The 21139-nt window shown below is 63.2% G+C and carries 23 protein-coding genes; 10 read left to right on the top strand and 13 right to left on the bottom strand.

The genetic code is table 11. From position 1 onward, the window contains the following. Positions 1-49: 49 nt before the first annotated feature. Both FJ417_RS09865 and FJ417_RS09860 read right to left on the bottom strand, forming a co-directional pair. The gene (locus FJ417_RS09865; RefSeq protein WP_140783259.1) at positions 50-322 is read right to left on the bottom strand and encodes a hypothetical protein; all 273 of its coding nucleotides are present in this window, start codon (positions 320-322) and stop codon (positions 50-52) included. Positions 323-503: 181 nt separating this feature from the next. Further along, positions 504-1478, bottom strand: coding sequence for an alpha/beta fold hydrolase (locus tag FJ417_RS09860; protein ID WP_140783258.1), 975 nt, complete (start codon positions 1476-1478; stop codon positions 504-506). Positions 1479-1608: 130 nt separating this feature from the next. On the opposite strand from FJ417_RS09860, the gene FJ417_RS09855 reads away from it, so the two are divergent. The 4 genes from FJ417_RS09855 to FJ417_RS09840 all read left to right on the top strand — a co-directional run bounded on the left by FJ417_RS09855 (position 1609) and on the right by FJ417_RS09840 (position 4582). After that, entirely contained in the window at positions 1609-2349 is a 741-nt protein-coding gene (locus tag FJ417_RS09855) for a competence/damage-inducible protein A (RefSeq protein ID WP_140651127.1), read from the top strand. 87 nt (positions 2350-2436) lie between these two features. Continuing rightward, on the top strand, positions 2437-3270 hold the full coding sequence (locus FJ417_RS09850; protein WP_140646145.1) for a universal stress protein: 834 nt from the start codon (positions 2437-2439) through the stop codon (positions 3268-3270). A 124-nt stretch (positions 3271-3394) separates the two neighbouring features. Next, positions 3395-3895, top strand: a complete 501-nt coding sequence (gene gpt / locus FJ417_RS09845) for a xanthine phosphoribosyltransferase (RefSeq protein WP_095765134.1) — start codon at positions 3395-3397, stop codon at positions 3893-3895. 198 nt (positions 3896-4093) lie between these two features. Then, the gene (locus FJ417_RS09840) at positions 4094-4582 is read left to right on the top strand and encodes an NUDIX hydrolase (RefSeq protein WP_140646146.1); all 489 of its coding nucleotides are present in this window, start codon (positions 4094-4096) and stop codon (positions 4580-4582) included. 319 nt (positions 4583-4901) lie between these two features. On the opposite strand, the gene FJ417_RS09835 is transcribed toward FJ417_RS09840, so the two are convergent. The 5 genes from FJ417_RS09835 to FJ417_RS09815 all read right to left on the bottom strand — a co-directional run bounded on the left by FJ417_RS09835 (position 4902) and on the right by FJ417_RS09815 (position 11443). After that, a complete protein-coding gene (locus tag FJ417_RS09835) occupies positions 4902-6053 on the bottom strand; it encodes a hypothetical protein (protein ID WP_140783338.1) in 1152 nt (383 codons plus the stop codon). A 311-nt stretch (positions 6054-6364) separates the two neighbouring features. Further along, entirely contained in the window at positions 6365-8170 is a 1806-nt protein-coding gene (locus FJ417_RS09830; protein WP_140783257.1) for an ABC transporter ATP-binding protein, read from the bottom strand. A gap of 370 nt (positions 8171-8540) precedes the next feature. Continuing rightward, positions 8541-8948, bottom strand: coding sequence for a GNAT family N-acetyltransferase (locus FJ417_RS09825; RefSeq protein ID WP_140783256.1), 408 nt, complete (start codon positions 8946-8948; stop codon positions 8541-8543). Positions 8949-8968: 20 nt separating this feature from the next. After that, positions 8969-10648: an NAD+ synthase gene (locus tag FJ417_RS09820; RefSeq protein ID WP_140783255.1), complete on the bottom strand. Its 1680-nt coding sequence runs from the start codon at positions 10646-10648 to the stop codon at positions 8969-8971. Positions 10649-10729: 81 nt separating this feature from the next. Further along, on the bottom strand, positions 10730-11443 hold the full coding sequence (locus tag FJ417_RS09815) for a DNA-3-methyladenine glycosylase I (RefSeq protein WP_140783254.1): 714 nt from the start codon (positions 11441-11443) through the stop codon (positions 10730-10732). A gap of 91 nt (positions 11444-11534) precedes the next feature. Between FJ417_RS09815 and FJ417_RS09810 the strand changes: the two genes are divergently transcribed. Both FJ417_RS09810 and FJ417_RS09805 read left to right on the top strand, forming a co-directional pair. Continuing rightward, positions 11535-12098, top strand: a complete 564-nt coding sequence (locus tag FJ417_RS09810) for a DUF1003 domain-containing protein (RefSeq protein WP_140783253.1) — start codon at positions 11535-11537, stop codon at positions 12096-12098. Further along, entirely contained in the window at positions 12095-12694 is a 600-nt protein-coding gene (locus FJ417_RS09805) for a DedA family protein (protein ID WP_140783252.1), read from the top strand. Before FJ417_RS09810 ends, FJ417_RS09805 begins: the two co-directional genes overlap by 4 nt. 14 nt (positions 12695-12708) lie before the next feature. On the opposite strand, the gene FJ417_RS09800 is transcribed toward FJ417_RS09805, so the two are convergent. After that, positions 12709-13068, bottom strand: a complete 360-nt coding sequence (locus tag FJ417_RS09800; RefSeq protein WP_140627450.1) for a diacylglycerol kinase — start codon at positions 13066-13068, stop codon at positions 12709-12711. Between the two features lie 78 nt (positions 13069-13146). Next, positions 13147-13566 (bottom strand): GFA family protein, encoded by a 420-nt coding sequence (locus FJ417_RS09795; RefSeq protein WP_140783251.1) that lies wholly within the window; start codon positions 13564-13566, stop codon positions 13147-13149. A 323-nt stretch (positions 13567-13889) separates the two neighbouring features. Between FJ417_RS09795 and FJ417_RS09790 the strand changes: the two genes are divergently transcribed. The 3 genes from FJ417_RS09790 to FJ417_RS09780 all read left to right on the top strand — a co-directional run bounded on the left by FJ417_RS09790 (position 13890) and on the right by FJ417_RS09780 (position 16126). Continuing rightward, positions 13890-14960, top strand: a complete 1071-nt coding sequence (locus tag FJ417_RS09790) for a diguanylate cyclase (protein WP_140783250.1) — start codon at positions 13890-13892, stop codon at positions 14958-14960. A gap of 64 nt (positions 14961-15024) precedes the next feature. After that, a complete protein-coding gene (locus FJ417_RS09785) occupies positions 15025-15402 on the top strand; it encodes an MbcA/ParS/Xre antitoxin family protein (RefSeq protein ID WP_140646156.1) in 378 nt (125 codons plus the stop codon). Then, positions 15362-16126 carry an RES family NAD+ phosphorylase gene (locus FJ417_RS09780; RefSeq protein ID WP_140783249.1) on the top strand — a complete coding sequence of 255 codons (765 nt, stop codon included), beginning with the start codon at positions 15362-15364 and terminating at the stop codon, positions 16124-16126. Before FJ417_RS09785 ends, FJ417_RS09780 begins: the two co-directional genes overlap by 41 nt. 8 nt (positions 16127-16134) lie before the next feature. Here the strand turns inward: FJ417_RS09780 and FJ417_RS09775 are convergent, their stop codons facing one another. Beyond that, the gene (locus FJ417_RS09775; RefSeq protein WP_140646158.1) at positions 16135-16839 is read right to left on the bottom strand and encodes a hypothetical protein; all 705 of its coding nucleotides are present in this window, start codon (positions 16837-16839) and stop codon (positions 16135-16137) included. Positions 16840-17032: 193 nt separating this feature from the next. Between FJ417_RS09775 and FJ417_RS09770 the strand changes: the two genes are divergently transcribed. Beyond that, positions 17033-18613, top strand: a complete 1581-nt coding sequence (locus FJ417_RS09770) for a glycosyltransferase family 39 protein (RefSeq protein ID WP_140783248.1) — start codon at positions 17033-17035, stop codon at positions 18611-18613. A gap of 101 nt (positions 18614-18714) precedes the next feature. On the opposite strand, the gene FJ417_RS09765 is transcribed toward FJ417_RS09770, so the two are convergent. The 3 genes from FJ417_RS09765 to FJ417_RS09755 all read right to left on the bottom strand — a co-directional run bounded on the left by FJ417_RS09765 (position 18715) and on the right by FJ417_RS09755 (position 21049). Then, on the bottom strand, positions 18715-20088 hold the full coding sequence (locus FJ417_RS09765; RefSeq protein ID WP_140646160.1) for a 3-deoxy-7-phosphoheptulonate synthase class II: 1374 nt from the start codon (positions 20086-20088) through the stop codon (positions 18715-18717). A gap of 194 nt (positions 20089-20282) precedes the next feature. Then, a complete protein-coding gene (locus tag FJ417_RS09760) occupies positions 20283-20714 on the bottom strand; it encodes a DUF3995 domain-containing protein (RefSeq protein WP_140783247.1) in 432 nt (143 codons plus the stop codon). A 2-nt stretch (positions 20715-20716) separates the two neighbouring features. Further along, positions 20717-21049 carry an Mpo1-like protein gene (locus tag FJ417_RS09755; protein ID WP_140783246.1) on the bottom strand — a complete coding sequence of 111 codons (333 nt, stop codon included), beginning with the start codon at positions 21047-21049 and terminating at the stop codon, positions 20717-20719. Positions 21050-21139: the final 90 nt, after the last annotated feature.

Genomic DNA, 21139 nt, shown 5'->3' with positions numbered 1-21139 from the left:
ACCGGCGAAGCCGTAAGGCCTCAGACCGGCCGCCGGTGGCTATGCGGCGCTACTTTCCGCAATAATGGTCGTTGACGTTCTGTTGCGAGTTGGCATCCGGACCGGGTGTGGTGTCGGCGCATGGCCCGATAGCACCGGTACCCCCGTAGGTGGCCAGCCCGGAGCTTCCGTTGATGCTGCCTGTGGTATAGGGATCCACCTGCTCGCTCACGTCGGGACGATGGTCGCGGTGCCACCACCACCAGTCATCTGATGACTGCGCCATGGCCGCGCCACCCATGGCCAGCACCAGCGCCGAAGCTGCAATAAGTCTTGTAAGCATCGGATTTCTCCATTCTCTTGATCGCAAAGTTCGTGGGACCGCAGCCCCACAGCGACAAAAACGAAACCCTGGGTTGGGTGGGAAGGTTCCCCTGGAAATTCCGGGTGGGACAGAATGTCCGACACTTTTGCGTGACGCCGCGTGAAGAGCCGCGAGGCATTGCCGTAGCCGCCGGCCGAAATCAATCCACCTTGGCAAAGGCGCGCTCGGCGATACGCTGGATAAAGCCGACGACCCGTTCGGGGTCCGCAAATTGCGGCATGTGGCCGAGACCTTCGACCCGTTCGAAGTCGAGGCCCCCGATCTTGTCCAGCATCGGTTCGCCATGCACGGCCTCGGCGATCACCCGGTCGCCGGCGCCGAACAGAATGCCTGCCGGCATCGCCATGTCTCGGTAACGCTTTTCGATCTGGCCAAGGTCCCGCTCCACCGCCACGACATCGGTGGATGTGGCGAAATAGTGGGACGGACGCAAGCCGAGCCATCCGCCGCCGCCGATCATGTAGTCCACGGGAACCGCTTGCGGCGCGAAAATGAACCGCAGCGTCGGCTGCGCGTAGCGAAGGCTGAGTGGTATCGCCACCGTATGGGCCAGGGCGCGGCGCAGCAGCCGGGACGGAACATAGAGCAGGTCAAATCCCTGACGACCCGTCGCTTCCAGATGCGTCAGAGGCGAGAGCAGCGCAATGCCGGAAATCGCTGTCGGATGCCCGGTCGCAAGCGCAAGCGCGATGGCCCCACCGAGCGAATGGCCGACGACCAAAGGCCGCTCCAGGCGCAATTCCTCGATGAAGCGCCGCACGATGTCCGCCTGTTCGGGCAGCCGGCCGGTGGCGCCGCTTGCTCGAACCGAATAGCCGGAGCCCGGCCGGTCGAGCGCGATCAGCCGGTAGCCGGCGCCGAAGCGCCCGAACAGCGTGTGGCGGAAATGGTGGAGTTGGGCGCCGAGCCCGTGCACAAAGACGATCGGCCTGCCGTCGCCCTCGTCCACATAGTGGATGCGGTTGCCGTCGATCTCGACGAATTTCCCGCAAGCCGGCACCAGTCTCTCGGCCTTCGCCGCGATCCGCCAGGTCGCAACCATCAGGGCAAGCACGACGATGGCCACCGCAACGAGCAAGCCGGCAACCAGCCACGAGACAACCGATATCAGCATGCTTACACCCCAGGCCGACCGACCGCACCATATCCGCAACGGCCGCCGCCACAAGCGGATATCCGGCTTTCGCATTGCGGCCGGCCGCCGGCCGCGTTATCTCAGGCGACCTTTTGCGCCGGAGCCCGCCATGCCTGAAATCGTCACCGCCGCCATGCTCGTCATCGGCGACGAAATCCTCTCCGGCCGCACCAAGGACAAGAACATCGGCCATCTCGCCGACATCATGACCGCGATCGGCATCGACCTGAAGGAAGTGCGCATCGTCCCCGACGAGGAGGACGAGATCGTTGCCGCGGTGAATGCCGTGCGCGCCCGCTATACCTATGTCTTTACGACCGGCGGCATCGGCCCGACGCATGACGATATCACCGCCGACTCCATCGCCAAGGCCTTCGGCGTGCCCTGCGAATACGACGCCAAGGCCTACGCGCTGCTCGAGGCAAGCTATGCCGGGCGCGGCATCGAATTCACCGAAGCGCGCAAGCGCATGGCGCGCATGCCGCGCGGCGCCGACCACATCGACAATCCGGTCTCCGTCGCGCCGGGCTTCCGCATCGGCAACGTCCATGTCATGGCCGGCGTGCCGTCGATCTTCCAGGCCATGCTCGACAATGTGGTGCCGACGCTCAAGGCTGGCACAAAAATGCTGTCGGCCACCGTGCATTGCCCGTTCGGCGAAGGCCTGATCGGCGGGCCGCTGGCCGATATCCAAAAAGCGCACCCCGACACCATCATCGGCTCGTACCCCAAATATGGCGACGGCAAGTTCTGGACCGAGCTCGTCGTCCGCGCCCGCAGCGAGGAAGCTCTCGAGGCTGCCCGCAAGGACGTCGAGGCGATGGTGGCGAGGTTCGCCGAGGCGGGCTGACCCGGCGGTTCGGCTGGAACCAGTCAACGCGCTGAGGCGTTCCCTTTGCCGCGCGGATGCGCAGGCAAGACAATTGAGGGACCGTTCATGCGCTTCAAGACAATCGTCGCCATTTTGCAGAACGAACAGGACGCCGAGCGCGTGCTCGATTGCGCCATTCCGCTTGCCGACAGGTTCGAGAGCCACCTCGTCGGCATCCATGCCGAGGCGCTTCCCGTGCCCTACACGTCGGCCACCGGCTTCCCGGATACCGAATTCCTGCAGGTCTCGGCCGAGATGAACAAGGAACGCGCCGACAAGTTGCAGGCCTATTTCCTGCAGCGGATCGAGGAATCCGGCCTGTCCTTCGAATGGCGAAGCCTGGAGAGCTTCTCCGGCGACAGCGCGCTGACCGGCATATCGAGCGTGCGCGCCGCCGATCTGATCATCGCCGCCCAGCGCGATGCCGGCGGCGACCCGAGCGCCGACGTCGACACGCTGGTCTACGACGCCGGCCGGCCGGTGCTGGTCGTGCCCCATGCCGGACCGCTGGTCACCACCTTCAGACGTGTGCTGCTTGCCTGGAACGGCAGCAAGGAAGCGGCTCGCGCTGCGTTCGATGCCCTGCCCTTCATCGCCGAGGCCGACAAGACCGACATTCTCGTCATCGATCCGCCGGAGACGCTGGATGAATCTCCGGAAGCCGCCGGCGCCGAGATCGCCGCGGCGCTGTCTCGCCACGGCGCCAATGTCAGCGTCTGCGTGCAGAAATCCGGCGGCACTTCGGTCGACGACATGATTCAGGCCAGGATCGCAGAATCCGGCGCCGATCTTCTGGTGCTAGGCGCATACAGTCACTCCTGGCTGCGCCAGCTTCTGTTCGGCGGCGTCACCCGCACGGTGCTGCGCACCACGAACGTGGCGGCTTTCCTATCGCGTTAGGGTGTATTTCCTGAGTCCACAGCCATCGCCGGCCCTGCCCTTGCCAAGCCTGGCGCTTTCCGGCTAATTCCGCCTGCATTCCAGTGTTTCTGCGCGCCACGGCGCGCCTTGCGGAGTGCGAACCATGTCCCTTCCCGAAAAAGCCTTTCCCGTCTCCTGGGACCAGTTCCACCGCGATGCCCGCGCGCTTTCCTGGCGGCTGTCCGGCGCCAACAAGGGACAGTGGAAAGCAATCGTCTGCATCACCCGCGGCGGCCTGGTGCCCGCGGCCATCATCGCGCGCGAGCTCGGCATCCGCGTCATCGAGACGGTGTGCGTCGCCTCCTATCATGACTATACCAGCCAGGGTCAGCTGCAGGTCCTCAAGGAGATTTCGCCTCCGCTGCTCGCCGATGACGGGGCCGGCGTGCTCATCATCGACGACCTGACCGATACCGGCAAGACCGCCGGTATCGTGCGCGCCATGATGCCCAAGGCGCATTTCGCCACCGTCTATGCCAAGCCGAAGGGCCGGCCGCTGGTCGACACGTTCGTCACCGAGGTCAGCCAGGACACCTGGATCTACTTTCCCTGGGACATGGGCTTCACTTATCAGAAGCCGATCGCGGACGATCACGCCGGCTGAACGGCCATCATATTTTCCAGAGAATCTGCCTCAAACGGCGTCGCGTGGTCGAGTTGACGGGCACGACTACTTTGCGAGACTGACTTTTTCTGGTGGGGTTTTCCGGCGGAGTGAAGTTTTTTACTTTTAAAGCCCACAATTCGTCCTAAGATTCGTAAGGTGGCAAACGATTCTGGAGGCTTGGGGCAGCTTCTTACCATGTTGACGAGGCCAACGACGCACAACCAGATGGCCGAAAGAGTCCGGCGGCTCTTCGGCGTCGCGCCTTGTCGCCTGCAGGTTGCCGCCTTGCCGTGGCGCGAGGGCGAGAACGGCGTCGAGATCATGCTGATCACCAGCCGCGACACCGGGCGCTGGGTGCTGCCCAAGGGCTGGCCGGAGGCCAGGGAGCCGCTTTGCGAGGCGGCTGCCCGTGAAGCAGGCGAGGAAGCCGGGTTGCGCGGCAAGGTATCGCATCTTGAAGCCGGTCGCTATTTCTATGCCAAGGTCCTCGCCTCCGGCGAGGAAGTGCCTTGCGAGGTCCTGGTCTTTCCGCTGCATGTCGACCGTGTCGCGGATCGCTGGAAAGAGAAGCGCGCACGAACGCGCAAATGGGTTGGCCCGAACGAAGCCGTCCGCATGGTCAACGAACCCGACCTTTGCCAAATCATCGCCAGCTTCTGCGCCGCGCCGCGCAAATTCGCCTGATTCAAAGGCAATTCCATGAAAAGTGTGAAGCGGCTAGTTCCCCGACACAGGGATTTTGAAGGGCTGTCGTTGCCTTGTGCAGGATTTCAGCGCAAACGCCGGGGATTGTCGAAGCCGCCCGACCTCGTCATTCCAGGGTCTTCGCAACGGAGCTTCGCTCCTGCTTCGCCCTGGAATGACGATCGCGACGGGCGTTTAGGCCAATCTCCAACGCATGCCCCTGCCAAACGCAAACAGAGCCGACGGGTCAAAATCCCTCTTCTGGGGAACTAACTTCGCCGTGGCCTTCCATCCGGAATGGTGTCATATCGCAAGATCATCAGACGCGGCCGAAATCATCGGAACTGAGCCGGGTCCAACGATCGCCCATCAATCCGCCGATGAAGATGTCGCCGGAGCGGACCGCTTCCGCGACCTCGGCAATGCGCGAGCGGACCATCGTTCCCCCGGCATAGCGGAAGAACACATGCTGGTGGCCGAAGAGCTGCGGCATGAATCGGCTCTGGGACTGCCCGGCAATGCCCACGCATCCTATATCCCGCGCCGCCGCGATGAGAGCATCCAGCGTCGCGCCCCAGTGGGATCCGGACGCCTGGATTTGCAGCAGGTTCGCGACGCCGCCGGCCTGGCCATAAAAAGCGTAGCAGCCCAGCATCTTGCCCGTTTCATCGTAGGTCCCGCCGAAATGGAGTGGCCCGTCGGCTCGTTTCTCGGCCGCCAACGCAAGCAGCCGCGGCAACTCGCCGTCCTTCCAACTCGGTCGCAGGGAGTAATCGGTCATGAGGATTGGCAGTCGCTCCGCAAATCGGACCGCATCGATCGGTTCCCGGTGGATCCGTTGGGAAGACGAGTGCTGGGCCGATGGCTCGAACCTTCTTCTTGCAAGAGCGTCGAATGCTCTCACGCAGGGATCGAGCGCAAGGCGGGGCAGGCCGGGCCATTTACGGCGCAGCGCGGCGGCGGCCATGGCGCCCGGCCGGAAAACACAGGTCCATTCCAGGCAGTGCACCGGCAGGAGCTGATACTTCATCGGACGCGCGAAGGCCAAGGATGTGCGGTTGGCGGAGTCGGTCAGGTAGAGATCGAATTCGCCTTGATGCAGGGTACGCAGCAATTGCGGCCCGGCCCAACCGTGATCGGTATTTGAGTCGGTCATGAAGGGACCGATGATGGCCGCGTTCAACGCGCTTCCGTTGAGCTCGTAGCGGGCTTTCAGAACGCCCATGAAGCCACCTAGGCGGCCCTGCGGATCGATCTGGACAAGAGCCTTGCTCTCATCCCCATCAAGGTAAAGCTCCCTCATGTAGTCGGCCGTCTGCGCGATCGCGCGATCGCGCTGGAGGCGACGATGGCGGAACTTCATCAGGAATAGCGCGGCGACGTGCTCGAGATCCCCGGCGGCCAAAGGCCGAACCGAGCCATGCTGGGACTCCAGCGTCGACGGCGCGGCCACCTTTCCCGGGCCGGTCATGTTTCCCAAAGAAAATCTCCGTTCAACCGGCATTCCCACAGAAACAAAAAATCCTGGAGGCCAGCGCCTATCGCATCCGATTTGCTTTTCTGTAAATATACGACGAATGTTGCTTCAAAAAGCGCGAGACGATCAAATTTAAGAGAGCAACTACTAAAATATTCAATGTATAGAAAGAAAATTGAATAGAACATTATGCAGCCATATCCGCATAACGTGAAGGCGGTTGTAACAGTCGAGTTGGCAGGCGGATCGCTCCGAAGACGATGCTCCGGCTGCGCCCGGCCGGGGCCGGGCGCAGTCCCCTTTCCTCAGGCCACGAGGCCCTTGGTCAATTCGAGCGCCTGACGCTCGAACAGCCGCCGGTAGATGCCGCCGTTCAGCCGGATCAGGTCGTCATGCGAACCTTCCTCTGCGATACGCCCGCGATCGAAGACCAGCAGCCGGTCGAGCGCCCGCACCGTCGAGAGCCGGTGCGCGATCACCAGGGTCGTGCGCCCGATCATCAACCGCTCCATCGCCCTTTGGATCAGCACTTCCGATTCCGAATCCAGGCTCGACGTCGCCTCGTCCAGGATCAGGATGCGCGCGTCGGCCAGAAAGGCGCGGGCGATCGCCACGCGCTGACGCTCGCCGCCCGACAATTTCACGCCACGCTCGCCGACCAGGGTTCCATAGCCCTTGGGCAGGTTGGTGATGAAATCATGCGCGCTGGCGAGTTTGGCCGCATGCTCGATCTCGGCCTGGCTGGCGCCGGGCCTGGCATAGGCAATGTTCTCGGCAAGCGAGCGGTGGAACAGGATCGGCTCCTGCTGGACGATGGCGATCTGGCCGCGCAGCGACGCCTGCTCGACCTGCGAGATATCCTGGCCGTCGATCAGAATCTGCCCGGCATTCACGTCATAAAGCCGCTGGATCAGCTTGACGAAGGTCGTCTTGCCCGAGCCCGAATGCCCGACCAGTCCGACACGCTCGCCGGCCGCGATATCGACCGAGAAATCGCGATAGAGCGGCAGAAGGTGACTGCCGTAGTGGAACGTCACTTTGTCGAAGGCGATGTGCCCATCGGTGATCCGGATCGGCTGAGAACCGGGGCGGTCCTCGATGCCGAGCGGCTCGGACTGGAAGTCGACCAGTTCCTCCATGTCGTTGATTGAGCGCTGCAGGTTGCGGATATGCGTGCCGATGTCGCGCAGATAGCCCTGCAGCACGAAGAACGAGGTCAGCACGAAGGCGACGTCGCCGGCGCTTGCCTGGCCCCAGGCCCACAACATGAGAGCAAGACCGATCACCGCCGCACGCATCAGGAGCAGCAGCGCCCCTTGCGTGGTGCCGTTGGCGGTGCCGCGCATCCAGGTGCGTCCGGTGCGCAGGCGCCATTTGGCGACGACGCGCGCCAGCCGCGCTTCCTCGCGCGCCTCCGCGCCGAAGCCCTTGACGACGGCATTGCAGCTCACCGCGTCAGCCAGCGAGCCGCCCAGCCGCGTGTCCCAGCTGTTGGCGAGCCGCGCGGCAGGCGCGACATAGCCGAGCGACAGCATCGCCGTGACCGCGATGAACAGCACCGAACCGGCGGCCACCACAGCCCCCATCAGCGGCCAGAACCAGCCGAGCAGCAGCGTCGAACCGACGAGCATGACGACCGACGGCAGAAGCGCGATCAGGATCGTGTCGTTGAGCAGGTCCAGCGCCCACATGCCGCGCGTTATCTTGCGCACCGTCGATCCGGCAAAGCTGTTGGCGTGCCAGTCCGTCGAGAAGCGCTGCACCCGATGGAAGGCATCGGCGGCAATGTCCGACATCATCTTCAGCGTCAGCTCGACGATCCACAGGAAGGCGGCGTTGCGCAGCACGACGCCTGCCAGCGCCAGCGCCATCAGGGTCGAGAACGCCGTCATCGCCGCATTCCAGGCGACTGCGTCGGTTCCGGCGCCGCTGGCGACCGCATCGACCAGGCGGCCTGAATAAAAGGGTGTCAGCACGTCGGCGAGCGTCGAGAGCAGGAAGGCGCCCATGATGAGCGAGAGCCGCCACGGCTGGTGGCGCCAGTGACTGAACGTAAAACCAAGCACACTGCGAAAGGCGCTCGCGCGCAGGTCGATCTTGAAACGAGCCATGATGTCATCCAGGCGCAAACGAGCCCGGTCCCGGTAAAATCAAATTGGAAAACCCGCGTCCGCGCGTTGCGGCGTCTCTGAAAGCGGGAGGTTCAGTATGGTAGGCCGCCCGCCCGAAGGCGGCGACCGGCAGCGGCAAACGCCTCTCCTGCATCCAGCTTTCCGATCATCTTCGGAAAGCCTGAGCAGACCTAGGCTTCGCGGCCTCGCGTAACGATGTCAAATCCTGCCATACGGTCCTCCCGGAAGGGAATCGCGGAAACGCCCTTATAGGGAGGCATCAGCCGATCGCCAAGTCGGCCCGTCACGGAAATGGCATCTGGTCCGAGCACTGAGACGAATTTGCAACAACGGCGGGTTGTGCCAGGCCTCAGGCAGCGGGTGAGCGATCCAGTCGCATGTAGCGCCCTTCCGCCCGGAATCCGAACTTCTGGTAGAGGCTGTGAGCGTCACTGGTCGTGAGGCTCCAATGAGAAACCGTCTTCATATCGGGATGATCTAGCAGTGCCTGCACAAGCCGTTTGCCGATGCCATGCCCACGACGCTCCGGCCAGACGATGACGTCGGCAAGATAGGCAAAGACCGTGTAGTCGGTGATCGCGCGGGCGAAGCCGACCTGCCTGCCGTCGAGATAGGCGCCGACGCAAAGCGAATTGTCGAAGGCGCGACGGTTCGCCTCGTCGGTTCGCGACGCTCCCCAATAGCTTTGCATGAGCTGGTCGGAGGTCGCCCGGAAATCGATCCGCGACAGGTCGAAACTGATTTCGATATCCTGCATGCGCGGCGCAATCTCGCGGACTAGCCGCGATCCCGGAACCGGTTGGTGATCGGATAGCGGCGGTCGCGGCCGAAATTCTTCCGTGTGATCTTGACGCCGGGCGCCGCCTGGCGGCGCTTGTATTCGGCGATGTAGAGCAGGTGCTCGACGCGTGCCACCGTGGCCCGGTCGTGGCCGCGCGCGACGATGTCGTCGACGCTCATCTCGTTCTCCACCAGGCATTCCAGAATGTCGTCCAGCACCGGATAGGGCGGCAGCGAATCCTGGTCGGTCTGGTTTTCGCGCAGCTCCGCCGATGGCGCCTTGTCGATGATGTTGTTCGGGATGACCTCGCCGGAGGGTCCGAGCGCGCCCGGCGGCACGTGCGAATTGCGCCAGCGCGACAGCGCATAGACCTGCATCTTGTAGAGATCCTTGATCGGGTTGAAGCCGCCGTTCATGTCGCCGTAAAGCGTGGCGTAGCCGACCGACATCTCGCTCTTGTTGCCGGTGGTGACCACCATAGAGCCGAACTTATTGGAGATCGCCATCAGGATCGTGCCGCGGGCGCGGCTCTGCAGGTTCTCCTCGGTGATGCCTTCCTGGGTGCCTTCGAAGAGCTGGGTCAGCGCGTGCTTGAAGCCTTCGACCGGCTCGGAGATCGGCACGATGTCGTAGCGGCAGCCGAGCGCTCTGGCGCAGTCCTCGGCGTCCTTCAGCGAATCCTTCGACGTATAGCGGTAGGGCATCATGACGGTCCGCAACCGCTCTTCGCCCAGCGCATCGACGGCCAAAGCCGCGCAGATTGCCGAGTCGATACCGCCGGAGAGACCGAGCACGACGTTCTTGAAACCGTTCTTGTTGACGTAGTCGCGCAGGCCGAGCATGCAGGCGCGATAATCAGCCTCTTCGCGCTCGGGGATCTTCGACATAGGACCTTCCGAGCAGACCCAGCTGTCTCCCTTTCTTTTCCAGGTGGTGACGTCGACCGCGTCCTCGAACTGGCTCATCTGGAAGGCGAGCGTCTTGTCGGAACCTATTGCAAACGACGCGCCGTCGAAGATCAGCTCGTCCTGTCCGCCGAGCTGGTTGGCGTAGATCATCGGCAAGCCGGTTTCGATGACCTGCCTGATGACGATCTGGTGGCGGACGTCGATCTTGGCGCGGTAATAGGGCGAGCCGTTCGGCACCAGCAGGATCTCGGCGCCGCTTTCGGCCAGCGTCTCGCAGACGGCGATGTCGCCCCAGATGTCCTCGCAGATCGGAACGCCGATGCGCACGCCGCGGAAATTGACCGGCCCCTGCAGCTCCGGTCCGGCCTGGAACACGCGCTTCTCGTCGAACTCGCCATAGTTCGGCAGATCGAGCTTGTAGCGCTCGGCGATGATCTTGCCACCGTCGGCGAAGACGATGGAATTATGCGTGCCGGTCTTGCGCTTCAGCGGCGTGCCGATGATGACGCCGGGGCCGCCGTCGGCCGTGTCCTTGGCGAAATCCTGCGCCGCCTTCTCGCAAGCCTTCAAGAAGGACGGCTTCAGCACCAGGTCTTCCGGCGGATAACCGGCGAGGAAGAGCTCGGTGTAGAGCACCAGATCGGCGCCCTGGCGCGCCGCGTCCGCCCTCGCCTCGCGCGCTTTGGCCAGATTGCCGGCAACGTCGCCGACGGTCGGGTTGAGCTGGGCAACGGCGATGCGCAGGATATCGGGAGCGGTCTTGGTCATGGAACGGATTTAGCGTGGCTGAAATCGCCCCGCAATGGCGATTGCTTGTGCCAATCCAAGGTGCGCACGAATGCGCTCAGCCTAATCGCCCATGTACTCGCGCAACGCCTCCGCCGACCGGTTCTCGCCGATCGACATCGCCAGGATGCGCGAGATGTGGCGGCGCGGCAGGCCGGTCTCGGCCGACCATTGGTTGATCTGCGCCTGGATCTTGTCGAGATCGCGCTTCGAGGTCGGGTTCTCGGCGATATCGAGGCCAGCGTCGCGCAAAGCCGCCGCCATGTCGGTGGAGACGACAAACGTGTCCCATTCCATCCAGCGCAGAAAATACTGTCCGGTGTTGCCGCCGAGCCGGCTGCCATGCTTGGCCAGATAAGCGGTCAGGCCGACCTGATCGTCCGCCGGCCAGGAGGCGATGAATTTGCCGAAGCTGCCATTCTCCTTCGAGACGCGATCGACGAAAGCGGCATTGTCGCGCACCGATTTGATCTTCTGCGGATTGCGCACGATGCGGCTGTCGGACGCCAGATCGTGCCAGAAGTCGTCCGGCTGGAACAAGAGCCGCTTCGGTTCGAAGCCGAGGAACGCTTCCTCGAAACCCGGCCATTTCTGTTCGATGACGCGCCACACGAAACCGGCGGCGAAAATGCGTTCGGCCATGGTCGAGAGAATGCGGTCGTCAGGGATTTTCGCCACCGCGGTGTTGTCGGGCGCCGGGCCGAGCAACGGCGCCAACACGGCCTCCCCGCCCTTGCGCTTTGCCGCACGCGCATGGATTTTCTGGAATTCGAGCATCGTTTTCCTCGCCTGTTCGCCGCAATCTAGCACTTCACGTCCGGCCCGGCAGCCTCTACCTCTATCGACGCCCGGCCGAAGGAGAAGGCAGATGAACAAGATCGTCGAGGACATGGCGAACCGTTTGCTCAAGCGAAAGCCGGAAGGTTTCGGTCCGCTCGAGAGCCGCGTGCTGCAGTCGACCCTCGAGCGCACCACCATCGCGCGCGACACCAACAAGGCCGTCGCCTTCCACGAGACTTATGGCGACCGCGTCGCCGACAGCATCGCCAGGATCGGCGGCTCCTGGTCGTTCATCCTCGGCTTCCTTGCCTTTCTCGTTATTTGGACCGTCGGCAATGTGTGGCTGCTCACGCGCGACGCCTTCGACCCCTACCCTTTCATCTTCCTCAACCTTGTTCTGTCGATGCTGGCGGCGATCCAGGCGCCGGTGATCATGATGTCGCAGAACCGCCAGACCGAGCGCGACCGCATCGACGCGGCGCATGACTACGAGGTCAACCTGAAGGCCGAGATCGAGATCATGGCCCTGCATGAAAAGCTCGACGAGTTGCGCCACAGCGAGATCATCGGCATGCGTGACGAAATCCTGCGCATGGCCGAGCAGATCAGGCGTATCGACGAGAAACTGTCGGCGCGGTCCGCAACAGAATGAGCGAGACCATCCACCACCTCATCGAGCAATATGGGCTGATCGCGGTCTTCCTGGGTTGCGTCGCCGAAGGCGAAAGCGCCGCGATCCTCGGCGGCTTCTTCGCTCATCAGCATGTTTTCGTGTTGTGGCAGACTTTCCTCGCCGCCTTTGTCGGCGCCTTCGCCGGCGACACCTTCTTCTTCACCATGGGGCGCAGCTTCGCCGAACATCGCTATGTGAGACTGTTGCGCAGGCGTCCGGGCTTCAGCCGCGCCTACCGCCTGCTCAACACCCATCCCAATATTTTCGTGCTGACCAACCGCTATATCTACGGCATGCGCCTGGTCGGCGGCATCGCCGCCGGCCTGTCGACCGTGTCCATGCCGCGTTTCGTCATCCTGAATGCCATCTCGTCCGCGGCCTGGGCGGCCCTGTTCAGCGGCATAGGCTATGTCTTCGGCCTGGGCGCGGAGCACATGGTGGGCGAGGCGTTTGCTCGCCATGAGCGCCTGCTCATCGCCCTTGGGGTCGGCATCGTTGTCGCCGTGGTCGCCTGGTTGGTAGGCCATCACTTCGCGAAGCGCGAACGCGCCAGGGAAAACCGGGCGGAATCGTGATCAATCCGCGAGGATCAGATCGGCGCGCCGACAAGGCGTTCGATGAGGGCGACGCCCCAGACGCCGCCGGCGATCACGATCGAAATCAGCACCGCCAGCGAGCCGCAATCCTTGGCAAGCTGGATGTCGATGTGGAACTCGCGCGAGATCGCGTCGCAGGCCGCCTCGATACCGGTGTTGAGCACTTCGACCATGATCAGCAGCAGCACCGCGCCGATCAGCAGGGCATAGCCGCGCCAGGAGACCGAGATGAACCAGCCGGCCGGCAAGGCAAGAGCAAGCAACAGCAATTCCTGCTGGAACGCCTTTTCGTGGGCGGCCAGCTTGCGGAAAGCCCGCACCGAATTGATGAAAGCATCGATCAGCCGCTGCATGCCTCTGCCCCTTTGCGAGTCACCGGCAGGGGATATCGCAATGGCGGGATCAAGGGAATAAGGCAGCCGCCGCAAAATTCATCCGTCCGCGACCTTTATCGACGGCGTTGATTTCTCGAACTGCGGCAACCCATCCTCGATCGAATAATAATCGCCCTTGTCGCTGACGAAGATGTGGCAGTCGCCCTGTAGGCTCGTCGGTTCGTCGAAAGACCCGGCCAGAACCGACACATACGCGTTGTCCCTTGGCTTCCAGAACAGCGCCGATCCACATGTCTTGCAAAAGCCGCGCTTGGCAAAATCGGAGGCTTCGTACCAGGTGAGGTTTTCCGCGCCGGTAATCGCGATATTGGCATCTGGAACATTGGTCGCCGCGTAGAAATGCCCGCTCTGCTTGCGGCACTGCGAGCAGTGGCAATAGACGACGCCGCGCAACGGCCCGCTCGTCCTGAAACGCACCGCCCCGCACAGGCACGATCCGCTATGGTTTTCGTCCATTCCGGCCTCCGTCGACATCATCTGTCCCGTTCTTTGCGGAATAGAATTTCAGTTTTGAAATGGCTGGGCACCGGCAAATGCGACACCGGAGCGACGCGTTTCAGAAGCCGCGCCTGCACCCGCTTTGCACCCTGTGGTAGCAGAGACAATGAGGAAATGCCGGCTATTAAGGAAACTTTAGCGGGACCGCATTTATGATTCCCACAAGCAATGGTCGTGTTGGGGACGCGCCATCGCAACCGCAATTCTGATTCAAATCCCCGCGTAAGCGACTCCCGGCGGTGGCAGGTCTCCGGTCGCACTGAAGGGGAAGTGAAAACAACATGCAGCCGGCAGCCATTTCGACCGACAGGAATACCGACATCGCCAGCACCATCGTGGCGACGATGCGACAGCTCGGCGTGCTCGGCCTGCCGCGCAACTATGAAATCTTCTACGAGGCGCTGAGCGGCAGCAATCGCGAGCTCAGCCTTGCCGTCGTCTCGTTGAACAACCGTCCCACCCAGGAGGACCTCGATCGCATCGGGCGGACCTTCTTCCCGCAGCACCACGGCCCCACCATTGTCGAGCACGCCCGCGAGATGGTGGCCAAGGAGCTTGAGGACATTGCCATGCTGTTGCGCAATGAGCACTCGCATATCGAGAAGTACGGCCGCATCCTCGACGAGACATCGAGCGGCCTAAGCAATCGCAGCCTGCTTTCTCAAGAGCTCCTGCAAAAGATCGCCGGCGCGATGTCGGCCGCCACCAACTCGACGATCGACCACGGCCGCCAGATCGCCAGCACGCTCAGCGAAAAGACGGCCGAGCTTGAAAGCGTCAAGTCGAAGCTCGAGGAATACAAGCGGCTGGCCGACACGGATCCGCTCACGCAGCTGTGGAACCGCCGCGCCTTCGACAAGGAGATCACCCGGATCTACAACAGCAATCGCGGCATCCTGTTCAACGCCTTGATCCTTGCCGATATCGACCATTTCAAGGATATAAACGATCGCTACGGCCATCCGGTCGGCGACAGGATCCTGCAGATCATCGCCGAGATCTTCCAGTCCAGCGTGCGTTCCGACATATTTGTCGCGCGCACCGGCGGCGAGGAGTTCGCGCTTATCGTCGAGGGCGCCAGCGAGGAAGCCACTTACGAGATCGCCGAGCGCATCCGCGCGCTCATCGAGCAGACCCCGTTCGCCAGCAGCCAGAGCGGCATCAACTACGGCACCGTTACCGTATCGCTGGGTATCTGCATGGCTTCGGAGGCGGAAAGCCCCGAAGACCTCTACACCAAGGCGGACCGGGCGCTTTATCGCTCCAAGGTCGGCGGCCGCAACCGCGTCACCAGGCATTCGACGACGGCGGGCCGCCCCGCCAAGGGCTGGCTGCTTTACAAGAAAGACTGACAAGCCCCTTTCCAGACGAATTTTTGTGGATTATATTTTCCATAGAAATGAAAAGGGTGCGCTCATGCAACGTCCAGTCGCGGCCGCGACGGCGGCCGAAAACGCCGTCATCACCAAGGCCACGCTGCGCGCGGCCGACCTGCTCGACATCACCGCCAGGACGCTCGCTTTGGTCATCGGCGTGTCGGAAGCGACGGTCTCGCGCATGCGCCGGCAGGAATTCCTGCTTGAACGCGGCACCAAGCCGTTCGAGCTGGCGGTGCTGTTCGTTCGCCTGTTCCGCTCGCTCGACGCCATCGTCGGCGGCGACGAGACCGTCGCCCGGGCGTGGCTGAAGAGCCCCAACACCACGCTCGACGGCACGCCGCTCGAGAAAATCCTGACGATTGCCGGACTTGTCGATGTCATTGCCTACCTGGACTCCCGGCGCGCTCTCGTCTGAGGCCGTCAAGCTCGAAGGCAAGTACTGGCGGATGGTCGAGGCGCAGCACCGTGTCTCGACCCTCAAGCTCGTCGACACGCTCGACGAGCAGGCGCTGCTGGAGGACCTCATCGAGGACACCAAGCCGCAGATCCCGATGGAATGCCGCCATCTTCATTACCTGCTGGCGACGCCTTTTCGCTATGGCTCCGTCTACCCATACGGCTCGCGCTTCCGCCGCGCCGGCAAGACCAAAGGCGTCTACTATGCCGCCGAGACGGTGCTGACGGCGGTGGCGGAAATGGCCTTCTACCGCTTGCTGTTCTTCGCGGAATCGCCCGCGACGCCATGGCCGAACGACGCCGCGGAATACACCGCCTTCGCCGCCGCGATAAAATGCGATCGCGCGATCGACCTGGCACGGCCGCCGCTCGATCGCGACGAGAAAGCCTGGACCCAGCCCACCGATTACACCGCCTGCCAGGCGATCGCCGATGTCGCGCGCGAAGCCGAAATGCAGGCGATCCGCTATCGCTCGGTGCGCGATCCGAAGGGCGCCAACATCGCGCTGTTGACATGCAAGGGGTTTGCCAGGCCAAAGCCGCTGGAGCCGCAGACTTGGCGCATCCGTATTGGCTCGTTCGGCATCCAGGCGATCTGTGAATTTCCGGACAAGCGGCTCGAATTCTCGCGCACCGCCTTTGCCGATCCGCGACTGGCCGTCATGCGCTGGGAGCGCCGCTGAAGTTCCTGCTAGGCCAGGATGTTGACCGCCCGCGCGGCCACCAGCGCGATCGTCAACAGCGAGATCATCGCCTCGGCCATCATCAGCAGCTTCGCGCGCTGCGTGAGCGGCAAGGTGTCGGTCGGCGAGAAGGCCGTGGCATTGGTGAAGGCCAGGAAGACATAGTCGACGAAACCCGGCAGCCAGCCCTGTATCTCGCGATCGGGCAGCGTCATTTGCGGGAACAGGAAGTCGGCCTGCGCACGCTTGACCAGACCACAGGTAGGCGGACCGCCCCGGTCGGTGCTCCAGAACCACAGCGCAAAGACGATCACATTGGTGACCCAGATGTTGAGCGCGTCGACGAGCAGCGTCGTGCCGGCGCCGGCATGCCCTTCCAGCAGCGCCCGCACCAGGTAAACCAGCGACCCGCAATTCATGATGCTGATGACGCCGGTCATCACCAATGCCGTGCGGCGGATATAGAGGCGCAATTGGCCGATCGCGTACCAATGCTCGTGATCGACTGCCTTGCGCGTCGCCATTTGCGTCCAGGCCGTCGCGATCGACAGGGGCACCAGCAGCGCCGCTTCCACCGTCGGGGCGAGCCAGCGCGGACCGAAGGACAGGTTGTTGATGACCAGAAGCTGAAGGCAGATGATGACGAGAACCGCGGCGCGCGCCGACCAGAAATCGAGCCCGCGGTGATGAATGACGGCATGCTGGTGGCGCATGGAGGCACCTGTATTGCTGGAACGGCGGCGCCCCTGGGCCGGCTCCGGCAACGATCAGCCGGCGGTCCCTGCCCGAAGCGCCGGCGACGGGTTCCATAGCAATCTTGGCTTTACAATGTTGCGGCAGCATACATTTTCGTAAGCTTTTGCTATCGGACTGTTCAGCAATCCACCGGTGTGATTTTAGGCCCGCATGTCGAGAACCAGCGAATCCGTGAATGTCTGGCCTGCCGCGGCCGCGGCTGAAGACGATCTGTCTTCGATCTGGAACAGCCTGGTCCGGCACCCATGGCGATTGCTGGCGCTTTTGTGTCTGATTCAGATCGCCTGCTGGACCGTGATGCCGGCGATCGTCAATGTTGGACCGCCGCGCGACGTCGTCGAAGGTTTCCTGTGGGGTCGCGAATGGGTGCTGCTGACCTACAAGCACCCGCAGCTTCCCTGCTGGCTGCTCGAGATCAGCCATCTCCTGACCGGCTCGTTCCGCTGGCCGCAATACATGCTGTCGCAGCTGATGGTTTCGACGACTTTTGTCCTGGTCTATCTGCTCGCGCGCGACATCATGGGCCCGACCCGTGCGCTCGCCGCCGTGTTGTTGATGCCCGCGATCTATTTCTTCGGCTGGCCCACCCCGCAATTCAACCATGACTACGCGCAGATGCCTTTCTGGGCCGCGACCTCTTGGCTGCTATGGCGCGCGGCGCGCGACGGGCGGCCGGGCTGGTGGCTCGCCCTCGGCCTCGTTGCCGGCGTTGGGCTCTACGCCAAGTTCTCGACGGCTCTTCTGCTGGCCTTCGGCGGCATCTGGATTTTGTGCGACACCCGTGCCCGAAGCCGGCTCGCCACGCCATGGCCGTGGCTCGGCCTCGCGGTTTTTCTTGGCGTCGTGGCGCCGCTGGCGGTGGCGCTCGTCCGCCTCGATTTCCTGCCGCTGACCTATGCCGAGCATCGTAACGCCTGGGTGATCGCCAACCGCGCCCGGCTCTACTATATCGGCGTTCAGCTTGCCGGGCTTGCCGCTGTTCCCGTCGTTCTGGCTATTTCCGGCCTGTTGCGACGGCAGCCCAGGCCCGTGCAAGACCCCTTGCCGGCCTACCTTGCTCCCGAGCGGCGCGCGGTTGCCTACCTGGCATGGATGGGTCTAGGGCCGGCGCTCCTGATCATGGCCGCATCGCTGTTTACCGGCACCGGCGAAGCCTGGGGCGCGACGATGTACAATCTCGTCGGCGTCCTGGCGATCGCGCTTCTGGGCCGGCGGCTGGGACCAACGGAATTGCGCCGGCTGGCGGTGCTGGCGCTGCTATGCGTGGTCGGCGTGTCGAGCGCCTATGCGGCGACCCGCTGGACCAGTTGCAACATACTCGGCCGACTGCAGCCAATGTGCTGGCCGGCGCGGCCGATTTCGCTGACGGCCGATGCAATCTGGCACGAGGCGGTGTCCGCGCCGCTGGGCATTGTCGGCGGCGACGATGGCACGGCCAGGCTTGCCGGACTGGAAGCCCCGGACCAGCCTTCGATCTTCACGACCCTCGACAGGCGTCTCGCCCCCTGGATCACGGACCAGCGGCTGCGGGATCAGGGCATGCTGCTTGTATGGCCGCGCGGCTGGAAACTTTCTCCGCAACAGGAGGCCTGGACCGCTGGCCTGCCGGTCAAGACGGTGGCATTCAACTGGTCGCTCAAGGGACCGCCCCTGGAGATCAACTTTGCCGTCATTCCGCCCGGTAGAACCAGCTTCCCGGGCAATCCTCCCGGACCGCCCGATCCGGAATGAGCCGACCCCGAATAGCCGGCGGTTGAAACCTACCTGCCCAAATTGAAAAGGCGCCGGCTTCGCGCCAGCGCCTCCGATGATGATCCGGCATCAGGCCCTGTTCAGGCGATGGCGGCCTGCTTGTGCTGCACCGGGTGGCTCTTCTTGAGCAGGTCCGAGACGAGGAAGGCGAGCTCGATCGCCTGATCGGCGTTGAGGCGCGGATCGCAATGGGTGTGGTAGCGGTCCTGCAGGTCTTCCGCCGTGATGGCGCGGGCGCCGCCCGTGCATTCGGTAACGTTCTTGCCGGTCATCTCCACATGGATGCCGCCCGGATGCGTGCCTTCGGCGCGGTGCACCTCGAAAAAGGTCTGCACTTCCTTGAGGATGCGATCGAACGGCCGCGTCTTGTAGCCCGCCGCCTCGATCGTGTTGCCGTGCATCGGATCGGACGACCACACGACGTTGCGACCTTCCTTCTTGACCGCCCGAACCAGCTTCGGCAGGTGCTCGGCGACCTTGTCCGAGCCGAAGCGCGCGATCAGCGTCAGGCGGCCCGGCTCGTTGTCGGGGTTGAGCAGGTCGATGAGTTCCATGAGGCCGTCCGGTGTCAGCGACGGACCGCATTTCAGGCCGAGCGGATTCTTGATGCCGCGGCAATATTCGATATGCGCGTGATCCGGCTGGCGGGTGCGGTCGCCGATCCAGATCATATGGCCCGAGGTCGCGTACCAGTCGCCGGAGGTCGAATCGACGCGCGTCAGCGCCTCCTCGTAGCCGAGCAGCAGCGCCTCGTGGCTGGTGTAGAAATCCGTCTCGCGCAGCGCGAAATTGGTTTCCGACGTGATGCCGACCGCGCGCATGAACTCCATTGTCTCGGTGATGCGGTTGGCGAGCGCACCGTATTTCTCGCCTTGCGGGCTGTCGGCGACGAAGCCGAGCATCCAGCGATGCACATTCTCCAGGCTGGCATAGCCGCCCTGCGCGAAGGCGCGCAGAAGGTTGAGCGTCGCGGCCGACTGGCGGTAGGCCATCTCCTGCCGGGCAGGATCCGGAATGCGCGACTTTGCGTCGAACTCGATGCCGTTGATGATGTCGCCGCGATAGCTCGGCAGCGTCACGCCGGCCTTGGTCTCGTTGTCGGACGAGCGCGGCTTGGCGAACTGGCCGGCGACGCGGCCGACCTTCACCACCGGCTGCGCGCCGGCGAAGGTGAGCACCACCGACATCTGCAGGAAGACGCGGAAGAAGTCGCGTATGTTGTCGGCGCCATGCTCGGCAAAGCTCTCGGCGCAGTCGCCGCCCTGGAGCAGGAAGGCTTCGCCGGCGGCCACCGCCGCCAGCTGCTTCTTCAGCTTGCGCGCCTCGCCGGCAAAAACCAGCGGCGGGAAGGTGGCAAGCTGTGCTTCCGTGGCCTTCAGAGCGGCAAGGTCCGGATAGGCCGGGACCTGCTTGATCGGCTTTGCTCTCCACGAATTCGGCGACCATTTCGTCATCGCTGCACCCAAACGCCCTTTCGGAGCAACCCCCGGGAAAACTGTGAAATTTCCGTCGGAATTGCGTCAAAACAAACCGGCGAACGCGCTTGCCCGCCATTCCAGCCTCGATAAGAGGTCGCGGCTCCTTACACGAAGCCGATTGCCTATTCTAGCCGGGTTTTTCAGCAGTGGCGAATGGTTCCACCGCCTCGCTATGCCGTGTCCGCCAGCGCGAGCAGGAACAAGCCCAACCCCAACAACAGGCAAGATGGGCTGTAAAGCAGGCTGTCATATCTGGCGAAACGCGTGTTCCTGACCCGCTTGAACAGCCCGAAATATCGCGACCAGCTCAATGCCCGCAGGGTGAATATGGCCGCCCACAGGATAAGGGCCGTCTTCAGCAGCCAGTGCGGCAGCGGCAGGCGGATCAGGCCGGCGAAACCAAGAAGGAGAAGCAGGACCAGCGCCAGGACCAGACCGACCGCCAGGGCACCGACGGCCGTCTCCTTCACCGCCGGACTGCCGTCCTCGCGTTGAGGCAGTGAAACGCCGGCGCCGATGCGGCCGCCGAAGGCCCAGTAGACATGGAATCCGGCGCCAAGCATCAGCACGGCCGAACAGGCAGCGACAACCGCGGTTTCCATGCCTATCTGCCGGCGTCCTTCAGACGTCTGAGCTGGCGGCCAAGACCGCCCGTCAAATCGAGCGCGAGCATGCGAAGCAGCGCAATGGCGCTCCACAAGGGCCGTTCCGCGAAAGGTTTGTTGCTGTTGTGCTCAAGCAGGGGATGGGTGAACAACGCCGCAAGGTAGAAGACGGGAATGATGACCAGAAAGGCCCACCACGTCACGAGGAAGGATGCCGCGACGCCGGCGATCGGCGCAAAGAAGAGGCCGAGGTAATGGATAAAGCGGGTTGAAGGTTTTGAATGGCCGGCAAGGTAACCGAGCCAGTATTCATCGAAAGTTTGCGGGTTCATAAGCAGCCCCTGCAGCGATGATTAGATTGGCCTATTGAAGCTCTCAAGTACAAATACTGCAATGGTCATAATCGTCGCACGCCCTGCAAG

The sequence above is a fragment of the Mesorhizobium sp. B3-1-7 genome (genome assembly GCF_006439385.1).
Classification (GTDB): domain Bacteria; phylum Pseudomonadota; class Alphaproteobacteria; order Rhizobiales; family Rhizobiaceae; genus Mesorhizobium.
This window is presented reverse-complemented; position numbering and strand designations above follow the sequence as displayed.